General features: G+C 59.6%; 16 protein-coding genes. 8 read left to right on the plus strand and 8 right to left on the minus strand.

Annotated elements, in window-relative coordinates; all coding sequences use genetic code 11:
• Positions 1 to 105: 105 nt before the first annotated feature.
• The gene (locus tag ACFKSJ_RS10970; protein WP_440949838.1) at positions 106 to 2,730 is read left to right on the plus strand and encodes an MEMAR_RS02690 family S-layer glycoprotein; all 2,625 of its coding nucleotides are present in this window, start codon (positions 106 to 108) and stop codon (positions 2,728 to 2,730) included.
• Between the two features lie 362 nt (positions 2,731 to 3,092).
• On the opposite strand, the gene ACFKSJ_RS10975 is transcribed toward ACFKSJ_RS10970, so the two are convergent.
• The gene (locus ACFKSJ_RS10975) at positions 3,093 to 3,419 is read right to left on the minus strand and encodes a DUF3784 domain-containing protein (protein WP_440949839.1); all 327 of its coding nucleotides are present in this window, start codon (positions 3,417 to 3,419) and stop codon (positions 3,093 to 3,095) included.
• Positions 3,420 to 3,514: 95 nt separating this feature from the next.
• Between ACFKSJ_RS10975 and hxlB the strand changes: the two genes are divergently transcribed.
• The 4 genes from hxlB to ACFKSJ_RS10995 all read left to right on the plus strand — a co-directional run bounded on the left by hxlB (position 3,515) and on the right by ACFKSJ_RS10995 (position 7,337).
• Entirely contained in the window at positions 3,515 to 4,114 is a 600-nt protein-coding gene (gene hxlB / locus ACFKSJ_RS10980; RefSeq protein ID WP_440949840.1) for a 6-phospho-3-hexuloisomerase, read from the plus strand.
• Between the two features lie 19 nt (positions 4,115 to 4,133).
• Entirely contained in the window at positions 4,134 to 5,252 is a 1,119-nt protein-coding gene (locus tag ACFKSJ_RS10985) for a pyridoxal phosphate-dependent aminotransferase (protein ID WP_440949841.1), read from the plus strand.
• Positions 5,246 to 6,292 carry a M42 family metallopeptidase gene (locus ACFKSJ_RS10990; protein WP_440949842.1) on the plus strand — a complete coding sequence of 349 codons (1,047 nt, stop codon included), beginning with the start codon at positions 5,246 to 5,248 and terminating at the stop codon, positions 6,290 to 6,292. The genes ACFKSJ_RS10985 and ACFKSJ_RS10990 overlap by 7 nt, the downstream gene beginning before the upstream one ends.
• A gap of 163 nt (positions 6,293 to 6,455) precedes the next feature.
• Positions 6,456 to 7,337: a glycosyltransferase family 2 protein gene (locus ACFKSJ_RS10995; RefSeq protein WP_440949843.1), complete on the plus strand. Its 882-nt coding sequence runs from the start codon at positions 6,456 to 6,458 to the stop codon at positions 7,335 to 7,337.
• 47 nt (positions 7,338 to 7,384) lie between these two features.
• On the opposite strand, the gene ACFKSJ_RS11000 is transcribed toward ACFKSJ_RS10995, so the two are convergent.
• From ACFKSJ_RS11000 to ACFKSJ_RS11020, 5 genes are all read right to left on the minus strand, one after another.
• On the minus strand, positions 7,385 to 8,518 hold the full coding sequence (locus ACFKSJ_RS11000; protein WP_440949844.1) for an NAD(P)-dependent oxidoreductase: 1,134 nt from the start codon (positions 8,516 to 8,518) through the stop codon (positions 7,385 to 7,387).
• Between the two features lie 6 nt (positions 8,519 to 8,524).
• The gene (locus ACFKSJ_RS11005) at positions 8,525 to 9,244 is read right to left on the minus strand and encodes a sugar phosphate nucleotidyltransferase (protein WP_440949845.1); all 720 of its coding nucleotides are present in this window, start codon (positions 9,242 to 9,244) and stop codon (positions 8,525 to 8,527) included.
• Positions 9,245 to 9,355: 111 nt separating this feature from the next.
• Positions 9,356 to 10,216, minus strand: a complete 861-nt coding sequence (locus tag ACFKSJ_RS11010) for an SDR family oxidoreductase (RefSeq protein ID WP_440949846.1) — start codon at positions 10,214 to 10,216, stop codon at positions 9,356 to 9,358.
• Positions 10,180 to 11,151, minus strand: a complete 972-nt coding sequence (gene rfbB / locus ACFKSJ_RS11015) for a dTDP-glucose 4,6-dehydratase (RefSeq protein WP_440949847.1) — start codon at positions 11,149 to 11,151, stop codon at positions 10,180 to 10,182. The genes ACFKSJ_RS11010 and rfbB overlap by 37 nt, the downstream gene beginning before the upstream one ends.
• Before the next feature lie 9 nt (positions 11,152 to 11,160).
• Complete coding sequence (locus ACFKSJ_RS11020) at positions 11,161 to 11,637, minus strand: dTDP-4-dehydrorhamnose 3,5-epimerase family protein (RefSeq protein WP_440949848.1); 477 nt, start codon at positions 11,635 to 11,637, stop codon at positions 11,161 to 11,163.
• Positions 11,638 to 11,790: 153 nt separating this feature from the next.
• Between ACFKSJ_RS11020 and ACFKSJ_RS11025 the strand changes: the two genes are divergently transcribed.
• The 3 genes from ACFKSJ_RS11025 to ilvN are packed head-to-tail and all read left to right on the plus strand — an operon-like array spanning position 11,791 to position 15,435.
• Complete coding sequence (locus ACFKSJ_RS11025) at positions 11,791 to 13,293, plus strand: 2-isopropylmalate synthase (RefSeq protein WP_440949849.1); 1,503 nt, start codon at positions 11,791 to 11,793, stop codon at positions 13,291 to 13,293.
• On the plus strand, positions 13,277 to 14,953 hold the full coding sequence (gene ilvB, locus ACFKSJ_RS11030) for a biosynthetic-type acetolactate synthase large subunit (RefSeq protein WP_440949850.1): 1,677 nt from the start codon (positions 13,277 to 13,279) through the stop codon (positions 14,951 to 14,953). The genes ACFKSJ_RS11025 and ilvB overlap by 17 nt, the downstream gene beginning before the upstream one ends.
• On the plus strand, positions 14,950 to 15,435 hold the full coding sequence (ilvN, locus tag ACFKSJ_RS11035) for an acetolactate synthase small subunit (protein ID WP_440949851.1): 486 nt from the start codon (positions 14,950 to 14,952) through the stop codon (positions 15,433 to 15,435). Before ilvB ends, ilvN begins: the two co-directional genes overlap by 4 nt.
• A gap of 143 nt (positions 15,436 to 15,578) precedes the next feature.
• Here ilvN and ACFKSJ_RS11040 read toward each other — a convergent pair whose 3' ends face one another.
• Entirely contained in the window at positions 15,579 to 16,184 is a 606-nt protein-coding gene (locus ACFKSJ_RS11040) for an archaellin/type IV pilin N-terminal domain-containing protein (RefSeq protein ID WP_440949852.1), read from the minus strand.
• Between the two features lie 405 nt (positions 16,185 to 16,589).
• The gene (locus ACFKSJ_RS11045; RefSeq protein WP_440949853.1) at positions 16,590 to 17,150 is read right to left on the minus strand and encodes a flagellin; all 561 of its coding nucleotides are present in this window, start codon (positions 17,148 to 17,150) and stop codon (positions 16,590 to 16,592) included.
• Between the last annotated feature and the right edge of the window lie 177 nt (positions 17,151 to 17,327).

Below are 17,327 nucleotides of genomic sequence, written 5' to 3' on the forward strand. Positions count from 1 at the left end.
GGGTGGATCATTCCACTAACAGAAGTAAGCTGATTACTTTATAAGGAGGAAAGCAAGATGATAAAAAAATTGAGCATAGCACTGGTTTCACTGGTGTTACTGGCGATGGTATTCGTTGCCCCTGTTGGAGCACAAGACAATACCACAGTCGTAACTGCAGTGAACACCACCGCAGTGCCAACAATTCCAGCAGATATTCTGGCAAATCTGACCAATCTGACAAATGTAACGACCGTTCCAACAGTCGTTAGCAATGTGACCACAGTTGCAGCAAATGCAACCGGCAACATCAAGGTTGTCCCGGCATCCGGGTCAGTCTACGTCGGTGAAGCAGGCCTGAACCTGAACACCCTCGCAGGCATCCAGAACGGCGACACCCTCGGATGGTACCAGTCCGGATCCAACATCCAGACCAACTCGCCAGATGACACCTTCGTCATCAGCGATGCACTGAACGTCTATATTGCACCAGGCACCAAGACCGGTGTGTGGTACAACCTGAAGACCAACACGCCAGCGATCACCGTCAAGGACCCATCGCTCGCAATGAAGATCTTCGATGTCAAGACCGGCAAGGACGTCACCAACAAGCAGGTTGTTGAAGGCGCACTCCTGAACTTCAGGATCGACAGCAACCTCGACGCGTTCACCCAGCGTGGTGTCACTGGAGCTCCAGTCACCATCAAGGTAAAGGACCCGTCAGGCAACGTCTACGTAGCACTGTACAATGACCTCAAGCAGGCCAATGGACTTGTCAACATCCCTGTCTCCTCCAGCTCGTTCTTCGTGAAGGGAACTGGAACCTCAGGCGCAATGTGGGACACCAACTACCAGGACTACAAGAACGGCGACTACAAGATCTGGGTTGAGTCCAATGTCAACGGCATGAAGGACAACTACAAGGACCCAGCATCAGGTGCAGACAACACCGGCAAGACCATCTCGTCGGTCTACACTCTGACCATCGGCCAGGACGCCCTTGCAATCACCAGCAACGCTGACGCGACTGCAGGTGTCATCAGAAACAACGACTTCGCAATCTCAATCAGCGGCAGACCAAACCAGGCGTACAACCTGTGGGTCTCAGGCACCAGCTCAATGACCGGTGCAGCCGGGGACATGCCACCAGCAATCAAGAGCGGCCAGAATGGTGTCGCAGCTGGAGCAGCAACCACCGGTAGCTACGTCTACAACAATGCAGGCGCAACCGTTGCAAGCGATGTCGCAGCAGGTGTCAACCCTGACACTGGCTTATCAGCATACTATGCAAACGTAACCACCGACGACAACGGCAAGAGGACTGTCGGGTTCTCGACCAACGCCAGCACCAAGGACCAGACCTACACGATCAAGGTCCAGTGGACTGACTCAAACGGCGAGTTCAAGTCAGACTCAGTTAAGGTAAAGGTCAGCAAGGGCGAGGTCACCATCACCTCAAGCGGCAACCAGAGCTACTTCCTTGGTGAATCGATCACCCTGAGCGGTAAGAACACAGACTCCTCAAACGTCTTCCTGTTCATCACCGGTCCAAACACCCCAGTCAACGGTGCAAACCTCAATGACATTCAGGCTGTTGTAAACGGCCAGGCCGGCTCATTCACCCAGGAAACCGTCAACACTGACGACACCTGGTCATACAAGTGGGAGACCAGCAACCTGAACATCGATGCAGGTTCATACACCATCTACGCAGTCGGCGTCCCGGCAGACAAGGACCACCTTAAGGATGCCAAGTACGCGACTGCCTCAGTCATCATCAAGAAGCCGTTCGTAACCGCCAATGCATCAGCAGCAACGGTTGCCAAGGGCGACAAGTTAGTCATCACCGGCCTTGCCGAGGGCAAGCCCAGCTCAGTAGCATACTGGATCGTCGGCAAGAACCTGTTCGCGTACAACACCGAAACAGTGAACGACGACGGCACGTATGAAATCTCAATCGACCGCGGTACAACCCAGAACCTCGCATCAGGGCAGTACTTCGCAGTCATCCAGCACCCAATGAGCAACGGCATCTTCGATGTCGCACCATTCAAGAATGGCTCAGTCACCCGTGTCTACGATACCAGCGGTAACTTCTTCATTGCAGAAGGCGCAGGCAGACTCCAGGGTTCAGACGCAGCCAACGCACTGGTCAACCTGCTGAACGGCGCAAACATTGACGACAAGTACACCAAGCTCAGCTTCGTCATCGATGAGCCAAGCATCACCATCAACGCTATCCCCGACAAGAACGTCGGAGACAAGTTTGAAGTTAGCGGAACCACCAACCTTGCAGTCGGCGACACCGTCCTGATCGACGTCCTGTCATCATCATTCCAGCCAACTGACAAGACCCAGGCCGGCGACTTCAGCGGTGTCTCAGGTTCAACCACCATCGTCAAGGGCGACAATGGCAACACCTGGAACTTCACCGTCGATGCATCTGCATTCAAGGCAGACCAGTACTCAGTCAAGGTCGAGTCCATCGAGGCAAGTACTTCACAGACAAGCACTTTCAACCTCCTTGAGTCCGGCGCAGTCGGCAACGTAACTGCACAGCCAACCGCAGCAGTTACGACTGTTAAGACCAACGCAACCGGTTCCTCAACCTCGGCAGCAACCTCTGCAGCAACCTCCGCAGGCAACAACACCACCGCATCAACAGCCCCAACCCAGTCACCCGGATTCGGTGCACTGGTTGCTCTGATCGGTCTCGGTGCAGTCGCCTTCCTGGTCGCACGCAGGAACTAATCACCCCTTTTTTTTGTCGGTGCAGCCAACAAGCGCACCATCCTGAATAATCGATCCCAGTAATCCGCCTTCTCGGCTCTATCAGCGTAGGCTATCCAGTCAGAACGACCGATCAGGTCCACCTGCAGAAAGGGTCTTCCTTGTGCACAGTCCCCCGTGCTTTTCTACCAGAAGAGTGGGGCGGACTTCTTCCTCCATCACCGTCGACCCTGGTGACCGAACGGCATCTCTCCATGCCCGTCAACGAACTCCCGGCCGCTCTCCCCCCGTGGGGAGGGAAGATCCCCAGTTCAGGGGAGGATGCATACAGGGGGGATTGAAAATGGGACCGTGGTGCACGAATCTTTTTCTAAAAAAAGAGATTACTGGGTGGTTGCTTTGTAGAACCGTCGTCCGCCCCAGGCAGCGATGATGCTGACGATCGGCACGACCAGGAGCGCAAAGGTGAAGAACGCGGCCAGCGCCAGGTCCTCCATCAGCACCTCGACGAGAAAGACAATCACGCCGATGATCCCGACCAGCAGCAGGTTGTTTCCAATCCAGGTGGCAAGCCCGGTCCTGTCCTTCACCCGTTCGGGATCATACCCCCGAATTAATGAGACTTTACCCCGGAAACGGATCAGGTACCCGACACCAAGAAAAAAGATCGTCAGGAACTCGGTGAAGAGGAGAAGCAATACAGATGTCATACCCATGATCTGGGTCTTATTGGGCATAATACTGATCTGTCCGCCGGCCCCGAAATCCTCTTCTTCACAGAGGGCGATGAATACACGGAGAAGGTATGGAACAGCACAGGGTACAGGGAATGATGCAGTTGATGGCTACCAGGATAGCGTCGATTGCAGATACAATATCAGATGAAGAGGTCAACGGGTTCCTCGACCTGCTCCTCAAGGCAGATCGGATCTATGTGATGGGTGCCGGCCGGTCAGGACTGATGGCCAAAGCCTTTGCGATGCGGCTGATGCACCTCGGGCTGTCGTCGTTCGTGGTCGGAGAGACGATCACCCCGTCGTTCACCCCCGGGGACGTGATGGTCGTCCTCTCGGGGTCCGGGAGGACCAAGACCGTCGCCGATATCGCCGAGACCGCCAAGGAGATCGGCGGCAAGGTCGCCCTCATCACCTCCAACCCCGACTCGCGGATCGGGCGGATCGCCGACTGCATCGTCATCCTCGAGTCGGACCGCGACGAGATCCCCGACGACTCCACCGAATTCGATATCAGGCAGATGACCGGCGAACACAAGTCCTTCGCACCCCTCGGCACCATCTTCGAGACCACCTCGATGATCTTTGCAGACTCGATCATCTCCCGGCTGATGGAACTCCGGAAGATCGACGAGACCCAGCTCAAGTCCCGGCATGCGAACATGGAGTGACCGGGTGGTGGATGGTCCGATGATTAGAAGAGAATACGCCCCCGGGGTCGCCGCCGTGCAGGTCTCCGGGATCAGGAAATGGTTTGAAGGGGCCGGCCCGGGTTCGATCAACCTCGGCCTCGGCCAGCCGGACCTGCCGACACCGGCGAATATCGGTGAGGCCGCCATCGCCGCCATCAGAGGGAATAAGACCGGGTACACCCCCAACGCCGGGATCCCAGAACTCCGTGAAGCCCTGGCGGCCAAGTTCCTCCGCGAGAACCAGGTCCGGTACACCCCGGACCAGATCATCGTCACCGCAGGGGCCAGCGAGGCCCTCCACCTGGTGATGCAGTCGCTGGTCCGCCCTGGCGACCGGGTGCTGGTGCAGGACCCGGGCTTCGTCTCGTACGCGGCCCTGGCCACCATCGCCGGCGGAAGACCGGAAGGGTTGAAACTCGACGAGCAGTTCCATATCGATGTCGAGCAGGCCAAGGCGTCTCTCGATGGAGCCCGACTGATGGTGATCAACTCCCCGGCCAACCCGACCGGCGCCGTCGAACCTGAAGCGTCCGTCAGGGCGCTGGTCGAGTACGCCATGGACGCCGGCGTCACCGTCGTCTCGGACGAGGTCTACGAGCACTTCACCTACGGGGTCCCGCATACCAGCCCGGCCCGGTTCGGTGACGACGTGATCACCATCAACGCGACCAGCAAGACCTACGCGATGACCGGCTGGCGGGTCGGGTGCATGGCCGGCCCTGAGGAACATATCGCGCAGTGCATCAAGGTCCACCAGTACGCCCTGGCCTGTGCCACCTCGATCGCCCAGTACGCGGCCGTCGAGGCCTATACCGGCGACCAGGCCTGTGTCGGTGCGATGCGGGACGAGTACCGGGCCCGGCTGGACCTGATCTATACCGGCCTGACCGACCTCGGGTTTACCTTCCCGCGGCCTGAAGGGGCCTTCTACCTCTTCGTCCCGATGGCCCCTGCCCTGGCCGGCAGGATCATCGAGCACGGAGTCACGATCGTGCCGGGCGAGGCCTTCGGCGTCAATGAACCCGACTACGCCCGTATCAGCTACGCCGCCTCCCGTGAAAACCTGACGACGGCCCTCGGACGAATCAAAGAAGTGATGAGTGACGAATCATGGTAAAAGAACTGTTACAGCAACTATCGGATGCCCACGGCATCTCAGGCAACGAAGAGAGCATCTATGCCCTGGTCAAGCGTGAGATCACGCCCTATGTCGACGAGATCCTTGAAGACCCGATGGGTAATCTGATCGCCGTCAAGCATGGCGACGACTTCAAGGTGATGCTGGCCGCCCACATGGATGAGATCGGGCTGATGATCAGCTATGTCGATGAGAAGGGTTTCATCCGGTTCGTCGCGATCGGCGGCTGGTACGCCCCGACCCTGTACAACCAGAGGGTCCTGATCCACGGAAAGAACGGGACGATCGCCGGCGTCGTCGGCGGCAAGCCCCCGCACATGATGAAGGACGATGAACGCAAACGGGGCGTCAAGATCGAGGAGATGTTCATCGATGTCGGCGCCGAGTCCGCCGAAGAGGTCGCAGCCCTCGGAATCGACATCGGGGATCAGGTCACCGTCGACCGCTCGTTCGCCGTCCTCTCCAATAACCGTGTCAGCGGCAAGGCCTTCGACAACCGGGCCGGCGTCGCAATGCTGATTCGGACCATGCAGAAGATGAAGTCCCCGTCCACGGTCTATGCCGTCTTCACCGTCCAGGAGGAGGTCGGGCTGAAAGGGGCGAGGACCAGCGCCTTCACGATAAACCCGGACTGTGCGATCGCCACCGATGTCACGATCCCCGGTGACCACCCGGGTATCGAGCAGAAGGACGCCCCGGTGAAGATGGGCAAGGGTCCCGTCATCGCCGTCGTCGAGGCGGCCGGCCGGGGTGTCATCGCCCATAAGCGGATGATCTCTTGGCTGAAGGGCGCAGCCGCGAGTGCCCAGATCCCGGTCCAGCTCGAGGTCGGCAGCGGCGGGATGACCGACGCCTCCTCGATCTGTCTGACCCGTGGCGGCATCCCCTGCACGGATCTCTCCATCCCGACCCGGTACATCCATTCCCCGGTCGAGGTGCTCGACCTCGCCGATCTCGAGGGTGCGATCGGTCTCCTCGTCGAGGCGCTGAAGACCCGCCCGGACCTCTCCAGCCACTGATCCACCCCTATTTTTCCACAACCCGACTGTCGCGGGAGAAAGTACATATGGCTCAGGATTGAGATCTATAAAGACGTGCACGTTTTTTCGTGCCTGCATTGATGGGGTGTATATCGATTAGACCACAGTACTGTACTTGGAGTTCTTCAACGGAGCGTAACCTGTGAAGGTGCTGGTTGCAATCCCCTGTTATAATGAAGGGCTCACCATCGGGTCGCTGGTCCTGAAAGCCCGGCAGTATGCCGACGAGGTGCTGGTCATCGATGACGGTTCAAGGGACCGGACTGCAGAGGTCGCGGCCCTGGCAGGAGCGACCGTGATAGCCCATGCCGGGCAGCTCGGCAAGGGGGCCGGCGTCCGGGACGCGATGAACTATGCTCGCGACGGGGGGTACCGGGCGCTGGTGTTGATCGATGGCGACGGACAGCACAGCCCTGACGAAATCCCGGCCGTGGTCGCCCCGATCCTCTCGGGACGGGCGGACCTGGTGATCGGTTCCCGGTTCCTCGAGACCGATTACGACATCCCGCTCTACCGACGGTTCGGACAGATCGTGCTGAACATCTTCACCAACGTCTCCTCAGACTACCACTCGACCGACTCGCAGTCCGGGTTCCGGGCCCTCTCCCAGCGTGCTCTTGAGGACCTTGAACTGAAGTCCGACGGGTACAATGTCGAGTCCGACATGCTCTCGTCCTTCTCGGCCAGCGGGTATACGATCACCGAGGTACCGATCTCCGTGAAGTACGAGGTGCCGCATAAGCACAAGAAGAACCCGCTGACCCACGGTTTCGGGGTGCTGACCAACATCATCGGGACCATCGGCGCCAGAAAGCCGCTGACCGCCTTCGGCACCCCGGGGATCCTGATCGCCCTGATCGGGCTGACCATCTCCACCTGGGGGGCGTACCGATATACCCTGACCATGCAGGTTCCGTTCTTCACCATCTCCATCGGGGCGCTGCTGACCCTGACCGGGCTGCTTTTGCTCACCGCGGGGTTGATCCTCCATTCGCTGGTCGCCCTGATCAGAAGTAAAAATTAAGAATCGTAAAAAAGCGGGGATCTCTCCCCTGATCATTCCTTTTCTGTTCAGTTATTCTTCAGCCAGATATCACAGGCCAGACTCGCCGGCACCTCGACATCATCAAAGGTGATCGATGAACCCGCTTTCACTGCCTCGGTCAGCACGGCCCCGGTGAGGAGGGCGATGGGGACATGTTTTGGATTGTCCGCAATGCTGAGCGCCGTTCCCCGTATATCAAAGGACCCGATCCCCCGCTTCAGGACATACCCGGGTTCGAGGTCCCGCTTTGCTATCGCTCCGACACTGACCGTCGGGGCGGTGCTGTTGTTCAGCAGCACCTCTCCCCCGTCCAGCACCCGCCTGACCGTCTTGAGCACCTCGAGATGGCAGAGGTGGAAGTTCCGGACGAGCGTGTACCAGGGCCCCTCGCCCATCTTGTAGTACCGGAGATAGGGGACGAGCCGTTCCTCGTGCTCTGCCACGATGAAGACCCCGGCCGGGGCTCCGGGGGCAAGGATATAATCGCTCACCTTCGCCCCCATCTTCTTCGCTGCCTCAGCGAGGATCAGCCCCCCGGACTGGATATCCTCGGCCTCGGGGCCGAGCATCCCGTCCTGAATGATCCGTGCTCCGAGCCCGTTGGCGACCAGCGCCTGCTCGATCTGGACCTTCGTCCCATCAGTGAAGGCTGTGGTCTTGTCGATGCTGATCCCCTGTTTCTGGGACCAGAACCGCATGTCCTCGATGGTCGGGTTGAGGTTCAGATAGCCCTTGACGTTCCCGTAGACCCGCGGGGTGAACCCCATCTGTCGGGCCTCCTCGTCGAGCGCCGCCAGACAGCCCGGCTGGTCGCCCTCGGCCTCGGTGATGAACCCTTTCTTTGCAAAGTACGACCCGGTCGTCACCTGCAGTTCGGCGTCCATCGTCACCACCGGCAGGCCGGCCTTGATCACCCTGTCGACCACGTACGTGGCCGAGACCGCCTCGCCGCTGCACTCGACGATCAGGTCCGACCCGCTGATCAGATCGTCAATCGAGTTGGTCAGCAGGTGTTTTCCCGGAAAGTCGCTCCGCTTGGAGATATCCGAGTTGGTCAGCACATGGCTGACCGCAAGGTCGGGCTGGTTCTCAAGGGCCATCACGATCCCTCTGCCGATGAACCCGGTCCCGACCACGCCGATTCGTGTCTGTTCAGTCATACCGATTCACTGATTTCCTGCTTTTCTGTGTTCCTGCACCATCAGACTGGCCCGCATCAACGAGTCGAAGGTCCCGGCATCAGACCAGAATCCCTCCAGCACCGAGAACCCCATCGCCCCTCTGGCGATGTAGGCGTTGTTCACATCGGTGATCTCCAGTTCCCCTCTGGCCGAGGGCTTCAGGGTGCTGATGATCTCAAAGACTGCGGAATCGTACAGGTACAGCCCGGTCACGGCCAGGTTGGACTTCGGCTCCTTCGGTTTCTCTTCGATCCCGATCACCCGGTCCCCCTCCACCTGGGCGACCCCGAACCGGTTGGCATCGGGGACCTCTTTCAGAAAGATCCGGCTACCCGAGGTGAACGAGGTGATCTTCTCCCGAAAGTCGTCCTCAAAGATGTTGTCCCCGAGGATGACGGCGATGCTGTCGCCCTGTGCCCACTTCCGGGCCAGCCCGAGGGCTTGGGCTATCCCGCCGGCCCCGTCCTGGATCTCGTAGGTCAGCCGAACCCCAAAGGCCGCCCCGGACCCGAGCAGCTCCAGAAAGTGGCCGGCATGCCCCCGTCCGGAGACGATCATGATCTCCTCGATCCCGGCATCGATCAGTTTTTGAAGTGGATAAAAGATCATCGGCCGGTCATAGACCGGCAGCAGATGCTTGTTGGTGACCTTCGTCAGGGGAAGGAGGCGCGAGCCAGTGCCTCCCGCCAGTATAACACCTTTCATCTGATCAGATCTCGCCCTGATAGGTTATATAGAGTGGTGACCCTCACCATTTCCAGCCTGCCAGAGGCTTACTGGGTCTGAGAATGGCCGGTCGTATAAAAAATCGAGGGATCATCTGTGCTGTTCGTGCAGGTACTCCCCGAGCGCATGCTGCCAGGGGCGGAGGGGGGGAAGGGTCCGCGAGCAGAGCACCGAGGACCGGGGGCGGGGTGCCCGCTCTCTGCACTGCGCGGCATGCACCGGGACCGCGTTTCTGATCACCGCGGCAGCGAACTCGTACCAGGAGCAGGACCCGCTGTTGGTCACGTGATAGATCCCGGGCGGTGCCCTGACCACCATTGGAACCATGCCGGCGAGGTCGGGCGTGTAGGTCGGCGAGCTGACCTCGTCGTCGATCACCATCACCGTCCTCTTCGCCGCTGAACGCTGCTGCATCAGGGTGACGAAGTTCTCGCCGAACGGTCCGAAGAGGCGGGAGGTGCGTATGATCCGATAGTCATGGCACCCGATCATCACCCGTGTCTCCCCGAGCGCCTTGGCCCTGCCGTAGGTGTTGATCGGGGAGGGGGCGTCGTCCTCGTAGTAGACCGTCCGGTCGCCAGAGAAGATGTAGTCGGTTGAGAAGTGGACCAGCGTGGCCCCGACCTCCTCGCAGGCCGCGGCGATATATCCCGGCCCCTCGCCGTTCACAAGAAGAGCCCGTTCCGGGTCGGTCTCGCAGGCATCCACATCGGTCCAGGCCGCGGCGTTCAGCACCAGGGCCGGCCTGACCCGCTCGACCAGCGCCCTGACCGCCTCCTGGTCGGTGATCGGGACGGTGTGGTCGACGGAGATGGAGTCGGGGAAGGTGCGTTCCAGCACCCTGCCGAGCCGCCCGGTCCCCCCGAAGATCAGGGTCCGGCCGGCAGACCCCGCTTCATCGTCGGTGCCGCCCTTCAGGCGGTCGGGTGCTTCAGGGGTTTCCACCACCATGGGTTCTCCCTGTACCAGTCGATGGTGGCCGCCAGCGCCTCTTCAAACGAGTAAGCCGGCTTCCAGCCCATCGTCCGCAGTTTGGTGCAGTCGATCGCATACCTGAAGTCATGCCCCGGCCGGTCCTGCACGTACTCGATCGAGGACTCGTCCTTCCCGAGCAGGCGGAGGACCTGATCGGTGATCGCAAGGTTGGTCTTCTCGACCCCAGACCCGATGTTGTAGATCTCTCCCTTCGACCCGCGCCTGAGCACGAAGTCGATCGCCCGGCAGTGGTCCAGCACATAGATCCACTCCCTGACATTCTTCCCGGTCCCGTAGATCGGCACCTTCCCCCCCTCGATCAGGTTGGTGACGAAGAGCGGGATCAACTTCTCTGGGAACTGGTACGGGCCGTAGTTGTTGGAGCAGCGGGTGATCGAGACGTTCAGCCCGTAGGTGGTCGCATAGGCCTTCGCCAGCAAGTCGGAGCCGGCCTTGGAGGAGGAGTACGGCGACGACGGTTCGAGCCGGTCGGTCTCGACGAACGCCCCTTCGAGGGTCGACCCGTAGACCTCGTCGGTCGAGATATGGATGAACCGGGTGATCTCGTTCCTTCTCGCGGCCTCGAGCATCGTCGCGGTCCCGAGCAGGTTGGTCCTGACAAAGGCCGAAGCGTCGTGGATCGATCGGTCCACATGGCTCTCTGCGGCGAAGTGGACGACGGTGTCGCACTCGTGCTCGGTCATCGCTTTCTCCACGGCCAGGGGGTCGCAGATGTCCCCGTAGACGAACGTGTACCGGGGGTCGTCCTCCAGGTCCTTCAGGCTGGCCGGGTTGCCGGCATAGGTCAGCTTGTCCAGGTTCACCAGGTCCAGGTCAGGGTGCTGTTCCAGCATGTACCTGACGAAGTTGGAGCCGATGAACCCTGAACCGCCGGTTACCAGTAGTCTCATCATCCCACCTCATCCGTGCTTGAGCCCGGGCAGCAGACCCCAGTCGTACGGGATCTCGTCGGTATCCGGCGGGAGGCGGTACTCGTCCGGTTCGGCATAGTTGTACGGGAGCGTCGGCACCGAGACGAAGAACGCGGTCTCTGTTCCGATCCCCTTGAACCCATGGTAGACGCCGGGCGGCACACTGATCAGCACCGGGTTCTTCTCCCCGACGAAGATCTCCATCAGGGCGCCATAGGTCGGCGACCCTTCCCGCTTGTCGTACAGAGCGACCTTCATCATCCCGTGGACGCAGGTGAAGTTGTCGGTCTGCTTCTTATGGTAATGCCACCCCTTCACCACACCGGGGTATGCGGTCGTCATGTAGACCTGACCGAACTGGGTAAAGATCGGGTCATCGTTCCGGAGGATCTCCATCAGCCATCCCCGTTCATCAGGGATGACCTTCAGTGGCTTGATTACCACGCCGTCAATTACTGTTCCCATATGACCACATCTGCCTCAGCATGCTGCTGTAGCTGCTATAGTGCTTGTCCGTACTAGGTAATAAGTCTCATCAGACCGGGTTTTTTGCGGTGCATGGTCTGAAAGATTATATATCAGGCCCGATCAATGGTTACGTGGTGTATATTACTATGAGTGATTGCTTTATTTGGCGATAAACTGCGCTTTTTTGATACCACCCTTCGGGATGGAGAACAGACACCGGGCGTCTCACTGACACCGGACCAGAAATGTACCATTGCCACAGCCCTTGCAGCCGTGGGTGTCGATGTGATCGAGGCCGGCTCAGCGGCAGCCTCGCCAGGAGACCGGGCAGCGATCCGACAGATCGCCGAGGCCGGACTCGGGGTTGAGGTCTGCACGTTCGTCCGGGCGATGACCGGTGATATCGATGCCGCCGTCGAATGCGGGGCCGATTCGGTCCACCTGGTGGTGCCGGTCTCTGACCTGCATATCCAGAAGAAACTTCGGAAGGACCGTGCGGCCGTCGCCGCGATGGCAGACCGGGCCGTGGAGTACGCCAAGGAGAGGGGTCTGATCGTAGAACTGAGCGGCGAGGACGCCTCCCGGGCGGACCAGGCCTTCCTGGCGGAGGTCTTTTCCAGCGGTGTTGCACACGGAGCCGACCGGCTCTGCTTCTGCGACACCGTCGGGCTGATGACTCCTGAACGGGCTGCCCTGGCGGTCCCGCCGCTGGCCGCGATCGCGCCCCTTTCGATCCACTGCCACGACGACCTCGGGTTTGGGCTGGCGACGACGATCGCCGCTCTCAAGGCCGGGGCCTCCTGTGCGCATGTGACCGTGAACGGTCTCGGCGAACGGGCAGGGAACACGCCCCTCGAGGAGGTGGTGATGGCGCTCGAGCGGCTCTACGGGTACGACACCGGGATCCGGACCGAGCGTCTCTACCCGCTCTCGGTGCTCGTTTCACGGCTGACCGGGGTACCCCTGCCGGCCCAGAAACCGATCGTCGGGGAGCTGGCCTTCACGCATGAGAGCGGCATCCATGCCGACGGGATCCTCAAGGATCCGTCGACCTACGAGCCGCTCTCCCCGGAGACGGTCGGCCGGACCAGGCGGATCATCCTCGGCAAGCACTCCGGGTCCGCCAGCGTCCAGGCTGCGCTCCAGGAGTCGGGTTATCGACCGACGCCGGCTCAGCTGCAGGAGATCGTGGAACGGGTCAAGCACCTGGGCGACCAGGGGCACCGGGTCACCGACGGCGACCTGGCCGCGATCGCGGACGCGGTGCTGGAGGTCTCGACCGAACCGGTGCTGGTGCTGAAGCAGTTCACTGTGGTCTCGGGGTCGGGGGTTCTTCCAACGGCCTCGGTGACCCTGCTGGTGAACGGCACGGAGGTGACCAATGCCGCGACCGGCACCGGGCCGGTGGACGCGGCGATCGAGGCGCTCCGACGATCGGTGGCCGACGTGGCCGCGATCAGTCTGCAGGAGTACCATGTGGACGCCATCACCGGCGGGACCGACGCGCTCGTCGAGGTGACCACAACATTAAGTAATGGTGAAATGACACGTACGTCCAGAGGCGCTGAGACCGACATCATCGCAGCCAGTGTGGAAGCGGTGGTGCAGGGAATGAACAGATTGCTGGGGAGAAGAGATGAAGACAGGCGCTAAGGTCCTGATTGAAGGGCTGCACCGGCAGGGGGTCACCACGATCTTCGGGTACCCCGGGGGCTCGGTGTTACCGATCTACGATGAACTGTATGACTCACCGCTCAGGCACATCCTGATGCGGCACGAACAGGCGGCCGCGCACGCTGCGGACGGGTATGCCCGCGCCAGCGGGAAGACCGGTGTATGCCTGGCGACCTCAGGGCCGGGGGCATGCAACCTGGTCACCGGGATCGCGACCGCATACATGGATTCGGTACCGCTGATCGCCCTGACCGGCCAGGTTCCGACGAACCTGCTCGGCAACGATGCGTTCCAGGAGTCCGACATCACCGGGATCACGATGCCGGTGACCAAGCACAACTACCTGGTAAAACGGGTCACCGATATCCCGCAGGTGCTCGCCGACGCCTTCTATATCGCCTCCACCGGCCGGCCGGGTCCGGTGCTGATCGATCTCCCGAAGGACATGATGACCGGAACGGTGCCTGATGAGATCATCATCACCCCCAGGCCGGCCATCCGCGGCTACCAGCCGACCCGGCAGGGTCATCCGCGGCAGATCGAGAAGGCCGCCGACCTGATCAGGGAGGCCGAACGGCCCCTGATCTACGCCGGCGGGGGAGTGATCGCAGCCGGAGCCTCGGCAGAACTGCTCGCCCTTGCCGAGGAACTGATGATCCCGGTGACGACCACGCTGATGGGCCTCGGCGCAATCCCGGGCGATCACCTGCTCAACCTCGGGATGCTCGGGATGCACGGGACCGAGTACGCGAACTTCGCCGTCACCGAGTCGGACCTGCTGGTCGCCGTCGGGGTCCGGTTCGATGACCGGGTCACCGGCAAGCTCTCGACCTTCGCCCCACAGGCCCGGGTCATCCATATCGATGTGGACCCGGCCGAGATCGGGAAGAACCGGCAGCCGGAGGTGCCGATCGTCGGCGATGCAAAGTGTGTGCTCGGTGAACTCCTCGCCCGCCTGCAGAAGAAGCAGCAGCCGTCCGCCTGGCTGGCGCAGGTCTCCGCCTGGAAGCGTGACCATCCCCTCCGGTACCGCGACGACGGGCTCCTCCACCCTCAGTATGTGATCCAGCGCCTTTCGGCGCTGCTCGATGGAGGAGGGGTGATCACCAGCGAGGTCGGACAGAACCAGATGTGGGCGGCCCAGTATTACTGCTTCAAAGAGCCGCGGCAGTGGATCACCTCCGGCGGTCTCGGCACGATGGGGTACGGCTTCCCGGCGGCTATCGGGGCTCAGTACGCCCGCCCCGGCGAACAGGTCTTCGTCATCGCCGGCGACGGTTCCTTCCAGATGAACATCCAGGAGCTCGGTACGGTCGCGCAGTACGACATACCGGTGAAGATGGTGATCCTCAACAATCTCTATCTCGGGATGGTCAGGCAGTGGCAGGAGCTCTTCTATGACCGGCGGTACTCGTTCACCGAGCTGCCGGCTGTGGACTTCGTGAAGATCGCGGCTGCGTATGGGATCGACGGGATGCAGGTGACTGGGGCCTCCGGGGTGGACGAGGCGCTGAAGGCCGCGATCGCGACCGACGGGCCGTTCCTCCTGGACTTCCGGGTGGAACGGGAGGAGAACGTCTTCCCGATGGTGCCGGCCGGTGCTGCGATCAACGAGATGATCGGGGGGCGAGAGCGATGAGGGCGCATACCCTCTCGGTGCTGGTCGAGAACCGGGCCGGTGTCCTCTCCCGGGTCAGCGGCCTCTTCTCGCGCCGCGGGTTCAACATCGAGTCGCTGGCCGTCGGCACCTGCGAGGAGCCGGGGATGTCGCGGATCACCATCGTGGTGATCGGGGACGACCCGATGGTCGAGCAGGTGAAGAAGCAGCTCCACAAGTTGATCGATGTGATCCGGATCTCCGATCTGACCGAACGTGCGTTCATCGACCGCGAGCTGGCCCTGATCCGGGTCACCGCCGAGCCCGGCGCCGGCCGTGCCGAGGTGATGCAGATCGCCGACATCTTCCGGGCCCAGATCGTCGATGTCGGGGCGAAGACGGTGGTGCTCGAGGTGACCGGCGACACCGAGAAGATCGATGCGCTCGAAGAACTGCTCAGGCAGTACGGGATCAAAGAGTTTGTTCGGACCGGCAGGATCGCGCTCCCTCGGGGGGCGAAGTAGATCCCCCTTTTTTGTGTTGAGCAATGGGGAGTGGTTCGGACCTGAGTTTTTACTAATCGTTTTTTTAAAAGATCTGACAGGGTTCTATTTCCGGTTCCTGATTCTTAACCCTGGGGAAAAATGGAATTATTCTAGTGTTTTTATTAGTAGAGGAGGTTCACCTGTTCAATATATGCCGGCACTGTCCTGTGAATAGAGAGGGCTGCTCCCACTGGAGGCTTGATGTCAATATCAAACCCGGTGTATGCCGTCAGGAGGCCTGCTGGTGGAGTCACTGTGATGGTGAACTGTTCCCCATTGTCGAGCACACCGTTTTCGGTAGTGGTGATACTGTTCTCCTCATGTGAGACAACCCAGTGACCTTCCGGTGGTGCTGCGGCTACTTCTCCGAATGATGTTGCTGTCTGATCATATACCAGCGTTTGGACTTTTTCACCGGTTGAGAAGGTCAGGACGGTCTTGTTGATGTCCACCGGGGTTCCGCCTGCTGCAAGGCCGATGCTGAAGGTGATCTTGTTTATATCCGCTCCTCCAGAGGCTGCTTCACCGTAGACATTGCCCATAATCTCAACGGCTGATGACGCCTGTCCGACAGCAGTATGCACAGTCTCCTGGCTCTTCTGTGTGGTGAAGAACCCTGCGCCCAGCACCACGTATGAGAACACCGCCGCGACGACGACAAAGGCTATGAGCACAATTGCCGCTTCGAGACCGGTGAATGCGTTTTCATTTCTGATAAGAGATCTCATTCTCTTCGCCTTCAATAAATTGGAATACTAAATCTGATCAGTATTCTATCCATTACTAATGTGGTAATGGTATTTAAATAAATCTAATAAAAATTCTTGATATTTGGTGACATTTTCGAGATCTACCTATAATTACCCGTGGAGATGGTCATATGGTGGTTGAAAAGATCCTTTTCATTATTGCTGTTTGTGGGAAGTTCCTTTCCTATGAACTGGTCTGGACTCCTCCCAGAGATAAATATCCTTGTAGGAGCATCATATTGGAGTTGAAGGCCTCTGGATCGATAGTATTGTCATATTAAAAGAGGTCAGACCTAAGAATGTAATCCGGTTCTTTCGCCAGAGAGTAAATAGTATGGGTATTATGGATATCGTGTCTCCCCGCCCCAGAGGCGAAGATCTCTCTCAATATAGGACGGTCATATGATCTGTAGAGGCCGGAATCGATCGTGTTATAGTAAACCCTACCGAGCCGGCTGGGTTCACTTCAAGCGTGAACTTTTTGCCCGGAGAAAGTGGGGTTGACGGCCTGATCTTGATCAGGACCTGGTCATTGATGCCGAGATGGGCGGTTTGCCCCGTGCTCTCGCTGAACCGTTCCTTGATCGTCCAATGGCCATCTGTGGGGTCTGACAGGTCCGTCCCCTTTTGGAGGATCTCGTTTGTCGAATCGGTTGAGATATGGAAGGTGGTTTTGTTCAGATCTATGGATCCATAGGGGACCCCGGTCTTTAACATCATTGTTACCAGAGTCACCGGCCCACCAGGGAGATCGGCGCTGCCAGAAATGTCTCCATGGATCTGGAGGGTGCTCGCAGCCTGATCCACTCCGGCATGCACGACCTCCTGCGCCTTCTGGGTGCTCATGAATCCCGCATTCAGAACCACAAATGAAAAAACCGAACTGATGGTGACAAAGGCTATCAATATGATTGCTGCTTCAAGCCCGGTGAATGCGTCGTCCATCTTTGTCTTCTCTCCTGGTGGCTGAACCCTTCTTGGGAATTTGAATCCCGGGATCTCCTCTATAGATTAGTGCATATGCGTGCCGAAGATATTTTATTATCGGCTGAGCGCGATGGAAATCAAGTCGACGGCCTATTTATTATGGATCTCGATGAGGTAATCAATAGGATAGACCTT

Origin of the sequence: Methanosphaerula subterraneus (assembly GCF_052055875.1) — an archaeon.
GTDB classification, from domain to species: Archaea; Halobacteriota; Methanomicrobia; order Methanomicrobiales; family Methanospirillaceae; genus Methanosphaerula; species Methanosphaerula subterraneus.